This is a genomic window from Streptomyces sp. NPDC002566, assembly GCF_042889585.1.
In the GTDB taxonomy this organism is placed as follows: domain Bacteria; phylum Actinomycetota; class Actinomycetes; order Streptomycetales; family Streptomycetaceae; genus Streptomyces.
The window spans coordinates 265621-280308 of sequence record NZ_JBIARD010000008.1 but is presented as its reverse complement, the minus strand read 5'-3'; the positions used below and the strand labels follow the sequence as shown (position 1 = coordinate 280308).

General features: G+C 73.1%; 10 protein-coding genes and 1 other RNA gene. 9 read left to right on the top strand and 2 right to left on the bottom strand.

Annotation, left to right across the window (positions count from 1 at the left end):
• Positions 1-15: 15 nt before the first annotated feature.
• A complete protein-coding gene (locus ACFYXA_RS30175; RefSeq protein WP_389038797.1) occupies positions 16-3717 on the bottom strand; it encodes an FHA domain-containing protein in 3702 nt (1233 codons plus the stop codon).
• Positions 3718-4153: 436 nt separating this feature from the next.
• Between ACFYXA_RS30175 and ACFYXA_RS30170 the strand changes: the two genes are divergently transcribed.
• From ACFYXA_RS30170 to ACFYXA_RS30155, 4 genes are all read left to right on the top strand, one after another.
• Complete coding sequence (locus ACFYXA_RS30170) at positions 4154-5893, top strand: serine/threonine-protein kinase (RefSeq protein WP_389038794.1); 1740 nt, start codon at positions 4154-4156, stop codon at positions 5891-5893.
• Between the two features lie 197 nt (positions 5894-6090).
• Entirely contained in the window at positions 6091-7332 is a 1242-nt protein-coding gene (locus ACFYXA_RS30165; RefSeq protein ID WP_389038791.1) for a serine/threonine-protein kinase, read from the top strand.
• Positions 7333-7431: 99 nt separating this feature from the next.
• On the top strand, positions 7432-8538 hold the full coding sequence (prfB, locus tag ACFYXA_RS30160; protein WP_130436514.1) for a peptide chain release factor 2: 1107 nt from the start codon (positions 7432-7434) through the stop codon (positions 8536-8538).
• 271 nt (positions 8539-8809) lie between these two features.
• Positions 8810-9718: a hypothetical protein gene (locus tag ACFYXA_RS30155; protein ID WP_389038788.1), complete on the top strand. Its 909-nt coding sequence runs from the start codon at positions 8810-8812 to the stop codon at positions 9716-9718.
• A 123-nt stretch (positions 9719-9841) separates the two neighbouring features.
• Here the strand turns inward: ACFYXA_RS30155 and ACFYXA_RS30150 are convergent, their stop codons facing one another.
• Entirely contained in the window at positions 9842-10033 is a 192-nt protein-coding gene (locus ACFYXA_RS30150) for a hypothetical protein (protein ID WP_130436516.1), read from the bottom strand.
• A 226-nt stretch (positions 10034-10259) separates the two neighbouring features.
• Here ACFYXA_RS30150 and ftsE point away from each other — a divergent pair, with 226 nt between their 5' ends.
• From ftsE to ssrA, 5 genes are all read left to right on the top strand, one after another.
• Positions 10260-10949 carry a cell division ATP-binding protein FtsE gene (ftsE, locus tag ACFYXA_RS30145; protein ID WP_130436517.1) on the top strand — a complete coding sequence of 230 codons (690 nt, stop codon included), beginning with the start codon at positions 10260-10262 and terminating at the stop codon, positions 10947-10949.
• A gap of 36 nt (positions 10950-10985) precedes the next feature.
• Entirely contained in the window at positions 10986-11903 is a 918-nt protein-coding gene (ftsX, locus tag ACFYXA_RS30140; RefSeq protein WP_351099103.1) for a permease-like cell division protein FtsX, read from the top strand.
• A gap of 68 nt (positions 11904-11971) precedes the next feature.
• Positions 11972-13153: a S41 family peptidase gene (locus tag ACFYXA_RS30135; RefSeq protein WP_351099101.1), complete on the top strand. Its 1182-nt coding sequence runs from the start codon at positions 11972-11974 to the stop codon at positions 13151-13153.
• Between the two features lie 116 nt (positions 13154-13269).
• Entirely contained in the window at positions 13270-13803 is a 534-nt protein-coding gene (smpB, locus tag ACFYXA_RS30130) for an SsrA-binding protein SmpB (RefSeq protein ID WP_242620632.1), read from the top strand.
• A 97-nt stretch (positions 13804-13900) separates the two neighbouring features.
• Positions 13901-14298: a transfer-messenger RNA gene (gene ssrA / locus ACFYXA_RS30125) on the top strand.
• Positions 14299-14688 lie beyond the last annotated feature (390 nt).

Genomic DNA, 14688 nt, shown 5'->3' with positions numbered 1-14688 from the left:
CTGCGCGGCCCCTCGTCACAGGAGGGACGGGACCTGCGCCGCCGAGACCTCACGGGCCGCCCGTTCCAGGGCGCTCGCCAGGAGGGCGAGGTCGGTGGGGCCGTTGCCCAGCTCCCGCACGGGGCGGCGGGCCGGGGGGTCGCCCATGCGCTGCCACTCCAGGGGGACCACCGTGGGGCGCAGGGTCGCCGTGCGCGGGATGCGGCCGGTGACACGGCCGGCCTGGAACGGGGTGAGCCGGCCGTCGGCGGTCCGCACCCGGCCGCGGCCCGGCACCGGCCCGTCCGCGCCCGATCCCGGCGGGTCGAGGACGATCCGCAGCGTCGCCTGCCGGGCCGGCTCCGACTCCGCCGTACGGCCCCCGGGGCCGGCGGCCGCCACCAGGTGCACCCCGAGCCGCTCGCCCTCGCGGGCCACCGCCTCCAGCGCGCGCATCACCGAGCCGGCGGCGGGCCGTCCGGGTGAGCCGAGGGCGGGGGAGACCAGCGCGTCCAGGTCGTCGACGACGACCACCAGCCGGGGCAGCGGCGGGGGCGCCTCGGTGCGCTGCCGGGCCGCCGCTCCGGGGCGCAGCCGCAGCGTCGAGCTGGGCGGGCCGTCCAGGTCGGCGGCCCCGCCCTCCTGGCCGCCCGGCTGTCCGCCGCCGTGACCGCCCGGTTGTCCGCCGCCGTGACCGCTCGGCCCCCGCTGCGGGCCGATACGGCCCGACAGCGCGCGGTGCCGGTGCCACTCCGCGAAGTCCGCGCGGCCCACCAGCTCCGCCCGCCGCTTCAGCTCAGCGCTCAGCGACTGCGCGAACTCCCGCATGCGGACCGGGTCGTTGGCGGTGAGATGAGTCGTCACATGCGGCACGTCGGTGCACACGCGCAGACCGTCGCCCGGGCCCCCGCCGCTCTTGCCCGCGGTGTCCCGGCCGTCGATCAGGACGATCCCCAGCCGGTCGGGGCGCTCGGCGGCGGCCAGCGAGGCCACGACCGCCCGCAGCAGTTCCGTACGGCCGCTGCCGGGCGGGCCCTCGATCAGCAGGTGCGGGCCGTCGGCGGCGAGGTCGGCCGGGACCGGGCCGCGCGGGCCCGCCCCGAGGACCGCGCACGCCCGGCCGCCGAGCGCCCCGGCGTCGTCGGCCGCGTCCGCCCACCGCGCCATCAGGGACGCCGGGGTCGCCCGGGCGAGGCCCAGCTCGTCCAGGAGCCGCGCCGAGGGGGGCAGCGGCGCGGACACACGCGTGTGCCGCTCGCCGCCGGCGCCGTCGGGGCGCAGCGGGGCGAGCGCCCGCGCGAAGCGTTCGGCCCAGGCGGCCGAGACGGCGTCCACCGTGCCGACGGTGCCGTGGCCGACCGGTCCGGGCCGCTCCCCGTCCGGCCCCGCGGACCCCGGTCCCGCCGTCCCGGACGGCGCGACCCGCAGCAGCCGCAGCGCCGTGGCCACGTCACCGCTGAGCAGCGCGACCGCCCCGCAGGCGCGGAACGTGGGCGCCGTCGCGCAGGCCGCCTCGTACGTCTTCGCCACCGGGGAGGCGGGGGAGGCGGAGGGCGTCTCCGCCAGGCAGACGACGTGTATCCCGGCGCGGGGGCCGGCCGAGGCCAGCCGGGCCGTCGCCTCGCGCAGATCCGTGCCGCCGGGGTCGCCGTCCACGACCACGACCGTGTACGGGCCGGGGAAGCCCTCAGGGCCGTCGTCCGCCGCCGCCCAGGAGGGCCGGTGGGCCGCGCCGCGGGGCGCGGGGACGGGCGTGGGGGCGGTGGTCCTGGCGTCCGCGAGGTGGTCCTCCAGGCGGCGCATCAGCTCGTCGACGCGGGCCGCGGCCTGCTCGCGGTCGTAGGCCAGCAGGAGCCGGCAGTCCTGGCCGTGACCCGGGCGCAGATGCGGGAGCCAGCCCAGCCACGACCACTCGGCGGCGCGTTCCTCGTCCGAGCGGGCCCGGTCCGTGCTGATCAGCACGATCTCCAGGGTGTCCGGGGAGTGCAGCGCGGCGAGCTGGGCCAGCACCGCGCGCGCCAGCCCGGCCAGCCGCGGGCGCGGCCCCGCCAGGCCCAGTGCGCCGACCTCGCGCAGTCCCGCCGTGACGGGGACGGCGGGCAGCAGGCCCGAGCCGTCGGGCGCCGTCCGGTCCGCCGTGCCGAGCCGCACCGCGAGCGCCTCGGGGTGACCTGGACCGCGCTCCCAGAGGCGGGGGCCGGGGCCGAGCGCCGTCAGCAGCAGCGCGGCCGGGTCCGGCCAGGTGTCCGGCACGGGGTACGGGGCGAGGACGGCGGGAGCTGCCGGGACGGCGACCGCGGGATCGGCCTCGTCCGGCTGTGCTGCCGCGGCGTCCTCCTGGGCCTCGCCGCGTCCGCCGGTCAGCCTCCGCGCCCACGCGGAGAGACCTCCTCGACGGCGGACGCCCGGAGGTATCTCGGTGCCGCGCAGGGGCGTGCCCTTGCGGCGGGAGGCGGGCTGGGGGCCGGTCTCGTCGCCGGGGTGGGCCGCGGAGGGGGGCGCGTACGGGGCGCCGCCGTCCTCGGCGGGCGTGCGGGGGTGGGCAGGGGGCGCGGGCGTGCGGGGTGCGTGCCCGTCGCGCCCCGACGCGCCGGTGGTGAAGGACCCGAGGCCGGACCGGCCGGCGTGCGTCTCACCGACAGGGGAGCGGTCCCCGAAGGGCGCGGAGGCGGCGCCGCCCCCCGGCGCCCCCGGCGGGAGCGACCCGGCGTGGCTCTCGATGCGCGGCGCCCCGCCCTGGCCCGGCACCAGGGGCGTGCCCCCCGGGCGCGGAGTCCGCCGCCCGTCCGGGCCTGCCGGCGAGCCGCTCCAGTCGACCGTGCCGTAGGCGTGCCCGGTCGGCCCCGAGGGGGCGCCGTCGGCCCTCGTGCGGTCGGCTCCCCGCTCGCTCACGTGCGCGGGCCCGTCGGCGGCCTCGCCGGCGTACTGCGTCACGCGCGCGTGCGGCCCGTCCGGCTCGCCCTCCGCCGCACCGAAGCGACTCCCGCCGTGCGGTCGAGCGGCTCGGTCGGGCTCCCCGCCCGGGGTGTCGCCGTACGTCACGCGTACGTGCCCCTCGCCGTCCGGCGTCGTCGGCACCCGCGCCCCCGGGCCCCCGGGCGGAGCCAGCCGCAGGGCGGACTCGCCGACCCTGAGGAGGGCCCCCGGCGACAGGCGGACCGGGTGGCCCCGGACCGGGCCGCCGTCCAGGGTGGTGCCGTTGGTGGAGCCGAGGTCGGCGACCATGACCCGGCCGTCGGGCGACAGCGTCACCGCGCAGTGCAGCCGGGAGACGTCCGGGTCGTCGATCGGGACGTCCGCGTCGGCCGAGCGGCCCACGCGGATCTGACCGCCGTGCAGCAGATGGACCCCGCCCGCGTCCGGGCCGGCGACCACGTCCAGCCGGGCCGGTGCGTCCTCCACCTCCGGATGCGGCTCGGGGTCGGCCGGTGCGCCCACGGCCAGCACCGCGCCGTCGGTCAGCGGCGGCTCGCCCAGCGTGCAGCGCTGCGCGTCGAGCCGCTCCGCGCCCGCGTACAGCACGGGCTGCGCTCCCCCGGAGGGCGCGGCGCCGCTCTCCCCGGTGACCGCCGCGGCCAGCGCGGAAGCCACCGCGGCCAGCGCGGTGCCCGCGGGGGCGGTCACCAGCACGTCACAGCTCGCGCTGCGGCCGCGCGCCGTCGATCCCCCCGCGCGAGCGGAGTCGGGCGTGGGCGAGGGCGGGCATGTCGGGTCTACGACGGTCAGCCGGATCTGCATCGCCGTCAGCGGTCCCTTCTGCGCGGGCGCGGACTTCCCCCCACCCCTACACGAGCACACAGGCCAGTACTCCAGGCATCCTCGCACCTGTCGCCGACAACGCGCCCGCCTCCGAGCGGCAAGTGATCTTGATTGGTCGGCTCTGCCCGCAAAAGTGCCTGACAGACGCCGCGGCGACGACCGTTCCACGACCGCTTGAGATCGGTCACGCCCGTCTTCGGCAACCAAGGAACCAAAGGGAGCGTCTTTCTCCCGTGTTCCTTCGAAACACCTATGCGAAGGCCCACAGCCGGAGGACAGCCCCGTGGCGGCGCGGCGGCACTACAGTGGGTCGGAATCCGGACCTCCAGGGCTGCGGACCTCGCAGGACCGGCAGACGACCAGATCAGACAAGCGGCCGAGCAGGCAGCCGAGCAAGCAGCAGGGAGCGCATGACGTGCGTCCGGTAGGGAGCAAGTACCTCCTTGAGGAGCCGCTCGGACGCGGCGCCACGGGCACCGTCTGGCGGGCCCGCCAGCGCGAGACCGCCGGCGCCGAGGCGGCCGTGCCCGGTCAGCCCGGGGAGACCGTCGCGATCAAGGTCCTCAAGGAGGAGCTCGCGAGCGACCCCGACGTCGTGATGCGCTTCCTGCGGGAGCGTTCCGTCCTGCTGCGCCTGACGCACCCGAACATCGTCCGGGTCCGCGACCTGGTCGTCGAGGGCGATCTGCTGGCGCTGGTCATGGACCTCGTCGACGGCCCCGACCTGCACCGCTACCTGCGCGAGAACGGCCCCTTCAGCCCCGTCGCCGCGGCCCTGCTCACCGCCCAGATCGCCGACGCGCTCGCCGCCAGCCACTCCGACGGCGTCGTCCACCGCGACCTGAAGCCCGCCAACGTGCTGCTCGCCCAGACCGGCGGCGAGATGCACCCCATGCTCACCGACTTCGGCATCGCCCGCCTCGCCGACTCCCCGGGCCTGACCCGCACCAGCGAGTTCGTCGGCACGCCCGCCTACGTCGCGCCGGAGTCCGCCGAGGGCCGCCCGCAGACCTCCGCCGTCGACGTCTACGGCGCCGGCATCCTGCTGTACGAACTGGTCACCGGCCGCCCGCCGTTCTCCGGCGGCTCCGCCCTGGAAGTCCTCCACCAGCACCTGAGCGCCGAACCGCGCCGCCCCTCCACCGTCCCCGACCCGCTGTGGACGGTCATCGAGCGCTGTCTGCGCAAGAACCCCGAGGACCGGCCCAGCGCCCAGAACCTCGCGCGCGGGCTGCGCATCGTCGCCGAGGGCGTCGGCGTGCACGCCAACTCCATGCAGATCGCCGCCGCCGACGGCGTCGGCCATGTGCTCGCGCCCGACCCGGCGCCCGCGACCGTCCCCGGCACGCCCCCGGGCGCTCCCGCCGGCGCGTACGACCCGAACGCCGCGACCAGCGTGCTCCCGCACACCTCCGGCCCCGGGAACCCGCCCGGCGCCGCCGACCCCACCGCCGTCCTGCCCCACACCGCGGGACCGGGCGGCCCGAGCGGTCCTGGGGGCGCGGCCGATCCGACCGCCGTGCTGCCGCCGGTCCCGCCGCACCAGCCCGGGCAGCAGGGTCAGCAGCCCGAGCAGCCGCACCCCTGGCAGAACCAGCTGCGCGCCGCCCGCGACCGCAACGAACAGACGCAGATCCACTACGTCGACCCCGACGAGGACCCGCTGCGCCGCCGCCCCCAGCGCCAGGTCGCCCGCCAGCAGCAGCAGCCTCCGCGCCAGCAGCAGCAACCGCAGCAGCAGCGCCGCCAGCAGGGCGGCTACGGCCACCCGCAGCCGCAGCAGCAGTACGCCCCGCAGCAGCAACAGCCCCAGCGGTACGCGACACCCCAGCCGCAGCAGCCCCAGCGCCGCCCCGCGCCGGAACCTCCGCAGCCGCGCCAGCCCCGGCAGCGCAGCGCCAACCCGATGAGGATCCCCGGGCTCGGCTGCCTGAAGGGCTGCCTGTTCACGATCGTCATCCTGGTCGTCGCCGGATGGCTGATCTGGGAACTCAGCCCGCTCCAGAGCTGGATCGGCACCGGAAAGGGCTACTGGACGCAGCTCGGCGACTGGTTCGAGCAGGCCACCAAGTGGATCGGCGACCTCGGCGGGGACTCCGGCTCGGGCGGCGGCACGGGAGGCTCCGGCGGCGGCGCGGGCGGGTCGGGCAACTGACGCCGGTTTGGCGATTTGTCGACTCCCGGCGGGTGATTTCCGTCTCCGCGGTGAAGGTTGGCTCCTCGGACGCGTAGTTTTGTCGGCCGGGGCTCCGGGGAGCCCGCGGCGCCCGCCGCCGACGTCGTCGCTGTCGCTGTCGATGTCACGGCCCCCGGAGGGCGCAGCGTCGGCAACACGCGTCGGTAGGAGCAGTCTTGGCACGGAAGATCGGCAGCCGGTACACCGCCCACCAGATCCTGGGACGCGGCAGTGCCGGCACGGTGTGGCTCGGCGAGGGACCGGACGGCCCCGTCGCCGTCAAGCTGCTGCGCGAGGACCTCGCGTCCGACGAGGAGCTGGTGGGCCGTTTCGTGCAGGAGCGCACCGCCCTGCTCGGCCTGGAACACCCCAACGTCGTCTCCGTACGGGACCTGGTGGTCGACGGCAACGACCTCGCGCTGGTCATGGACCTCGTCCGGGGCACCGATCTGCGCACCCGGCTGGACCGGGAGCGCCGGCTCGCGCCCGAGGCCGCGGTGGCGATCGTCGCGGACGTGGCGGAGGGGCTCGCGGTCGCGCACGCGGCCGGGGTCGTGCACCGCGACGTCAAGCCGGAGAACATCCTGCTCGACATGCAGGGCCCGCTGGGCCCCGGCGGCTCGCACCGGGCGCTGCTCACCGACTTCGGCGTCGCCAAGCTGATCGACACCCCCAAGCGCACCCGCGCCACGAAGATCATCGGCACGCCCGACTACCTCGCCCCCGAGATCGTCGAAGGGCTGCCGCCCCGCGCCTCCGTCGACATCTACGCGCTGGCCACGGTCCTGTACGAGCTGCTGGCCGGCTTCACGCCGTTCGGGGGCGGGCACCCGGGCGCGGTGCTGCGCCGGCACGTCACGGAGACGGTCGCGCCGCTGCCGGGCATCCCCGACGAGCTGTGGCAGCTGATCGTGCAGTGCCTGGCCAAGGCGCCCGCCTCCCGGCTGCGGGCCACCGAGCTGGCGGCACGGCTGCGGGAGCAGCTGCCCATGCTGGCCGGGATGCCGCCGCTGGACGTCGACGAGCCGGACGCCGAGGCGGCGGAGGACGAGCCGAGGGGCGAACCGGACGAGGCCGAGCCGTCGCCCGCGGCCTCCACGGCGGTACGGCGCGGATCCGTGCCGCTCGTGCCCGGCGCGAAACCGGACTCCAACCGCGACACGCACACCTCGATGCGGGTGCCCGCGCCCGACGAGCTCGCCGGCGGAGCGCACGGGACGGCGCGGGTGCCGCGCACGGCGGGATCGCCCCGGCCCGGCTCGGCACGTGCCCGCGCGGCGGCGCGGCGGCGGCGCATCACGCTGGGGGTGGCGGCGCTGGTGCTGGTCGCGGCGATCGGCGTGGGCACATGGGCGGCGACCTCCGACGAAGGGGCCGCACCGCAGGACACGAAGAACTCGGCGCCGGCGTCTCCCTGAGATCGCGGACGCCTCTTCCCGTCCCCGGGGGCCGAGCCCCCGGGGTGCGTACCCGCCCGCACCGGCGTTCCCGGTCGGCGGAGCCGTTACGCTGGGAGCGTGGCAGTCGTCGATGTATCCGAAGAGCTCAAGTCCCTCTCCTCGACCATGGAGTCGATCGAGGCCGTTCTGGACCTCGACAAGCTGAGGGCAGACATCGCCGTGCTCGAGGAGCAGGCGGCCGCGCCGTCCCTGTGGGACAACCCGGACGAAGCGCAGAAGATCACCAGCAAGTTGTCCCACCTCCAGGCCGAGGTCAGGAAGGCCGACGCCCTGCGCGGCCGGATCGACGACCTCGCGGTGCTGTTCGAGATGGCCGAGGAGGAGGACGACCCGGACACCCGTGCCGAGGCCGAGAGCGAACTCGCCGCCGTCAAGAAGGCGCTGGACGAGATGGAGGTCCGCACGCTGCTCAGCGGCGAGTACGACGCCCGTGAGGCGCTCGTCAACATCCGCGCCGAGGCCGGCGGCGTCGACGCCGCGGACTTCGCCGAGAAGCTCCAGCGCATGTACCTGCGCTGGGCCGAGCAGCACGGCTACAAGACCGAGATCTACGAGACGTCGTACGCGGAGGAGGCCGGCATCAAGTCGACCACCTTCGCCGTGCAGGTGCCGTACGCCTACGGAACCCTCTCCGTCGAGCAGGGCACCCACCGTCTGGTGCGCATCTCGCCCTTCGACAACCAGGGCCGCCGCCAGACCTCCTTCGCGGGCGTCGAGGTGCTTCCCGTGGTCGAGCAGACCGACCACATCGAGATCGACGAGTCCGAGCTGCGGGTCGACGTCTACCGGTCCTCCGGGCCCGGCGGCCAGGGCGTCAACACCACCGACTCCGCGGTGCGTCTGACCCACCTGCCCACCGGCATCGTGGTCTCCTGCCAGAACGAGCGGTCGCAGATCCAGAACAAGGCGACCGCGATGAACGTCCTCCAGGCCAAGCTGCTCGAGCGGCGCCGCCAGGAGGAGCAGGAGAAGATGAACGCCCTCAAGGGCGACGGCGGCAACTCCTGGGGCAACCAGATGCGTTCGTACGTCCTGCACCCGTACCAGATGGTCAAGGACCTGCGCACCGAGTTCGAGGTCGGCAACCCCGAGGCCGTGTTCAACGGTGAGATCGAAGGGTTCCTGGAGGCCGGGATTCGCTGGCGCAAGCAGCAGGAGAAGTAGGTTTGTCGACAAGGCAACCGCCCCTCGAGCAGGGGCGGTTGCCTTTTAGGTCACACTCACAGTCTTCAACTTCCGGCATAGCGGGCCGTCTTGGACATTGCGTGCGCAACGGCCTTGACGTTGGTTTGAAAACTCGGAAGGGTGAAGCGTGGCATGCGTATCTCTGGGGCGCATGTGAACCGGGGGACTTGGCGAACGACTCAGCTGCCCCCGTCGATCACCGCCCCGTCGCTGCCTCATTCACGATTCGGCTACTGGGGGTAGCAACCATATGACCAAGAAGACGCGGATCCGGGTCGCGCGCATAGCCGCCGGCGCCGTGATCGCCGCGGGCGCCTCGCTGACCGTCGCGGGCGTCGCCTCCGCCACCGGCAACGAGGGTGGCACGAGCAACCTGGTGGAGACGATCACGGGCAAGGGCGACCGGAACCCGCACAACCCGGGCGACCCGGGTGAGCCGGACCCCTGCGACGTCAGCACGGGCCCGGAGTGCCCCGACCCGGGTGGCGCCACCGGCACGACGGGTACGACCGGCACGACGGGTACGACCGGTGAGACGGGCACCACTGGTACCACGGGTACGACCGGCACCACCGGTACGACTGGTGAGACGGGCACTACGGGTACGACCGGTACCACGGGCACCACCGGCACGACTGGCACCACCGGTACTACGGGCACCACGGGTACGACCGGTACTACGGGTACTACGGGTACGACCGGTACTACCGGCACCACGGGTACGACCGGCACCACGGGTACTACCGGTACCACGGGGACCACGGGCACGACTGGTACCACCGGCACCACGGGTACGACGGGCACCACCGGTACTACGGGTACGACCGGCACCACCGGCACCGGTACCAACGGTTCGACCGACGGTGGCAACGACACCACCGGCGGTTCCGTCACCGGCGGCTCCACCACCGGAGGTCCCGGCACCACCCCCGACGGTGGCAACAACACCTCTCCGCAGGACGCCGGCACCTCCGCGCTGACCGACACCTCGGACACCGTCTCCGACGCCTCCGCCCAGGGCGGTGGCAAGGAGCTGGCCGAGACCGGTGCCGGGGAGACCACGTTCATGATCCTCGGCGCCGCGACGATGATCGCCGGCGGCATCGGCTTCCGTGTGCTGCCGCGCCTCGTCGAGGGCCGCGGCGGCGCGGCCGCCTGACGGCAGCCGCACCCGCACGCACCGTAAGCGCGCACACCGAGAGGCCCGGAGCTCGCAGCTCCGGGCCTCTCGGGCGTCCTGAGGTCTCGTTCTGAGGGTTTCCGCGGTGGCCCGGCCGCCGGCCTAGGCGGTCTGGTGGGCCAGCAGCGCCACCGCCGCGACCAGCACCGCCAGCAGCGCGATCAGCGCCATCGGGTTCAGGCCCGCGAAGAAGTTGTCCTGCTGCAGCCGCTCGCGGTTCGCACGGCACACAGGGCACCGGCCCTCGCTCACGGGCGCGGCGCAGTTAGCGCACACCAGCCGGTCGTACGTCATGCGCTCGCCCTCCTTGCACCGGTTCCACAGACACAACGCTCGCGCGGGCGCGAACGTTCCCCCCACCACTGTGCCAGGTTCCCCGGGCCCCCGCGCGGGCGCTCGGGAAGAGCGTCGCCCGTACAAAAGGGCACAACCCCCGCGCAACCGCAACCGGTGCCTGCGCGCGCGTACCCGGTTCGCGTAAGGTCACGCTCATCTACCCCCGGCGACCCGTGGTGCACCCGTGATCCGATTCGACAACGTGTCCAAGGTCTACCCCAAGCAGACCCGCCCCGCACTCAGGGATGTCTCCCTCGAAGTGGAGAAGGGCGAGTTCGTGTTCCTGGTGGGGTCCTCGGGCTCCGGCAAGTCCACCTTCCTGCGGCTCGTCCTCCGCGAGGAGCGGTGCAGCCACGGCCAGGTGCACGTGCTGGGCAAGGACCTCGCGCGCCTGTCCAACTGGAAGGTGCCGCAGATGCGCCGCCAGCTGGGCACGGTGTTCCAGGACTTCCGCCTGCTGCCGAACAAGACGGTGGCGGAGAACGTCGCCTTCGCGCAGGAGGTGATCGGCAAGTCCCGCGGCGAGATCCGCAAGTCCGTTCCGCAGGTGCTCGACCTCGTCGGCCTCGGCGGCAAGGAGGAGCGGATGCCGGGCGAGCTGTCCGGCGGTGAGCAGCAGCGCGTCGCCATCGCGCGCGCGTTCGTGAACCGGCCCAAACTGCTGATCGCGGACGAGCCCACCGGCAACCTCGACCCGCAGACCTCCGTCGGCATCATGAAGCTGCTCGACCGGATCAACCGCACCGGCACGACCGTCGTCATGGCCACGCACGACCAGAACATCGTGGACCAGATGCGCAAGCGCGTCATCGAGCTGGAGAAGGGCCGCCTCGTCCGCGACCAGGCACGCGGCGTCTACGGCTACCAGCACTGACCGCGACCGTCCACGGAAAGGCCCGAAGAACCCGCCATGCGCGCCCAGTTCGTACTGTCCGAGATCGGTGTCGGTCTCCGTCGCAACCTGACGATGACGTTCGCCGTCATCGTCTCCGTCGCCCTGTCGCTCGCCCTGTTCGGCGGGTCGCTCCTGATGAGCGACCAGGTCAGCACGATGAAGGGCTACTGGTACGACAAGGTCAACGTCTCGATCTTCCTCTGCAACAAGAGTGACGCCGCGTCCGACCCCAACTGCGCCAAGGGCGCGGTCACCGAGGACCAGAAGAAGCGGATCAAGTCGGACCTCGACAAGATGCCGGTCGTCGACACGGTCACGTACGAGACCCAGGACCAGGCGTACAAGCACTACAAGGAGCAGTTCGGCGACTCGCCGCTCGCCGCCTCGCTGACGCCGGACCAGATGCAGGAGTCGTACCGCATCAAACTGAAGGACCCGGAGAAGTACCAGGTCATCGCCACCGCCTTCGACGGCCGGGAAGGCGTGCAGTCGGTGCAGGACCAGAAGGGCATCCTGGACAGCCTGTTCACGATGCTGAACCTGATGAACCGGGCCGCGCTCGGCGTCATGGCGCTCATGCTGATCGTCGCCCTGCTGCTGATCGTCAACACCGTGCGCGTCTCGGCGTTCAGCCGCAGGCGGGAGACCGGCATCATGCGCCTGGTGGGCGCGTCCGGCTTCTACATCCAGGCCCCGTTCATCGCCGAGGCCGCGGTCGCCGGACTGATCGGAGGGTCCCTCGCGTGCACCTTCCTCGTGGTCGGGCGGTACTTCACGATCGACCACGGCATGGCGCTGTCGCAGAAGCTGACCCTCATCAACTTCGTCGGCTGGGACGCCGTGTTGACCAAGCTGCCGCTCATCCTGGCGGCGAGCGTGCTGATCCCCGCCCTTGCCGCCTTCGTCGCTCTGCGCAAGTACCTGAAGGTGTGACGCACGCCAACGGGGTCGTACGGTCAAGCGAACGTACGGCCCCTTCGCGTTCCCCTAGACTCACGGCCATGTCAGGCCATGACCCGTTCTGTCCGTCCCGTCGCCTCGGCCGGGGAGTCGCCCTGACGTTGGTGTTCGCCGGCGTGGTCGCCGCGGGGGCGGCGACCGGCTCGCTGCCGGGTGAACTGCGCGGCGGCCGGGAGTCGGCGGTCGGCGAAGGGCGTACGACGGCGACGCTCTCCAGCCGCCCCGAAGCGGTGACCCGGGCCGCCGAGGAGGCGATGGCCGACGGCAAGTCGCCCCTGGAGGCCGCCGAGCGCGCCGTGAGCCGCAGCGGGGACCGGTGGGCGGCGGTGTACTCCGAGGGCGAGTACGAGGAGTTCGCGCAGTCCCTCGACGGCCGGTACACCGGCGTCGGCCTGGAGGCGCGGCGCGAGCGGGACGGCCGGATCGAGATCACCGAGGTGCGGTCCGGGTCGCCCGCCGCCGCCGCGGGGATCCGCGCGGGGGACCGGCTGAGCAGTGTGGACGGCACCAACGTCGAGGGACGGCCGGTCACCGACGTCGTCTCGTTACTGCGCGGCGACGCCCTGGACGCGCCCGCCGGCACCACCGTCCGGCTCGGTCTGGAACGCGGCACACGCGCGTGGACCGAGACGCTGCGCCGGACCCGCCTGTCCACCGACTCGGTCACCGTCCGCCGGCTCGCCGACGGCGTCACCGTCATCACGATCGCCGCGTTCACCAAGGGCGTCGGCGACAGCGTCCGCACCGCCGTCCGTGCGGCCCCCGGCGACGACGGGATCGTCCTGGACCTGCGGGGCAACTCCGGCGGCCTGGTCACCGAGGCCGTCTCCACCGCCTCCGTCTTCCTCGACGGCGGTCTCGTCGCCACCTATGACGTCGAGGGCGACCAGCGCGTCCTGCACGCCGAGCCCGGCGGCGACACGGGCAGGCCCCTGGTCACGCTCGTCGACGGCGGCACCATGAGCGCGGCCGAGCTGCTCACCGGCGCCCTGAAGGACCGGGGCCGCGCGGTCGTCGTCGGCTCGCGCACCTTCGGCAAGGGCTCGGTGCAGATGCCGAGCAGGCTGCCCGACGGCTCCGTCGCCGAGCTGACCGTGGGTCACTACCGCACCCCGTCCGGCCGCAGCGTCGACGGCCAGGGCGTCACCCCGGACCTGGAGGCGGACGAGGGCGCGCTGGAGCGCGCGGAGAGCGTCCTGGACGGGCTCGGCGACACGGCGTGAGCGGGCCGGCGGTCCGGGCGGGCCGGTCGGCTCGCGTGCTCCCGTCGCGAACCTCGTAATCGGCTTTCCCCCCGGCCCCCTCCTGGTGCGAAAATGGCCGCACTATGAGCAAGGGAATGTACGTACCGAAAGAGTCCCAGCCGAAGCAGGGCAAGCCGGCCGAGGGCAAGGCCAAGGACGGCAAGCGCAAGATCGTCGCGCAGAACAAGAAGGCCCGGCACGACTACGCGATCATCGACGTCTACGAGGCCGGGATCGTGCTCACCGGCACCGAGGTGAAGTCGCTGCGCCAGGGCCGGGCCTCGCTGGCCGACGGCTTCGTCCAGATCGACGACGGCGAGGCCTGGCTGCACAACGCCCACATCCCGGAGTACTTCCAGGGCACCTGGACCAACCACTCCGTGCGCCGCAAGCGCAAGCTGCTGCTGCACCGCGAGGAGATCGACAAGCTCGCGGTGAAGTCCGAGGAGACGGGGCACACGATCGTGCCGCTCGCCCTCTACTTCAAGGACGGCCGGGCAAAGGCCGAGATCGCGCTGGCGCGCGGCAAGAAGGAGTACGACAAGCGCCAGACCCTGCGGGAGAAGCAGGACCGCCGGGACACGGACCGCGCGATCGCGGCGGCGAAGCGGCGGCAGCGGGGCGCGTAGTAATGCGCTGGCATCGGCGTGCGTCGGTCACGTACGATGGGTTCTGCACCCCACAGCGGGTGCGCTTCCCTCCTCGGAGGGGTTGAAAAAACAACATGGGGATGATCGGTTTCGACAGCGGTTGTCGAAGCAGGGGAAGCGTGTCGAGGAAGCGGCCATGATCTCGTAAACCACAGGCCGAAAAAAATAATCGCCAATTCCAAGAGCGATTCTCCCGAGCACTTCGCTCTCGCCGCCTGATCTCAGGTAGCGACAGCGTCTGCTCTCTGATGGGAGTGTCAGCCCGGGGGTGTTCCCGACCCGGATCCTGGCATCAGCTAGGGGACTAAACCTTGATCCCGGTCACGGGGTGAAGAGGGAAACCAAACAGTGACTGGGCCCGTCGGCGACTTGTTCGCGTGATCGCCGGGGCCGAGAAAATCGTAGCGAACTGCACACGGAGAAGCCCTGTTTCCGCACCGTTGGACGCGGGTTCGATTCCCGCCATCTCCACTCATCCCATGTGGGCGAAGCCCCGCTGCTCTCGAGCAGCGGGGCTTTCGTCGTTTTGAGCGACAGCGGCAGGGTCGTCACGGACGCCGCCGGGACGGCGAACCCGGCCGCCGGCGACACATGCCGGTTGCGAGGAATTCCGGCCCATCATGACAAAAGCCCGTAATCCGATTCTCGGTGTAGTCGACTTTCCGGCCATGCCTCAAACGGTGGTGAGACCGCTCGTCGAGCCGGTCGTGTCGACCCCCGTGTCGCCGGTGTGGCGAAAGGGGCTGGTCCGTTCGGCGCTCAACATGTTGCGCCGGACGGGGCTCGAACTCGGGTTCGTGGCGTCCTGGATCATACGGCCGGTCCGGGGATCGATTTCGGACATAGGCATGAACATGACCTCTG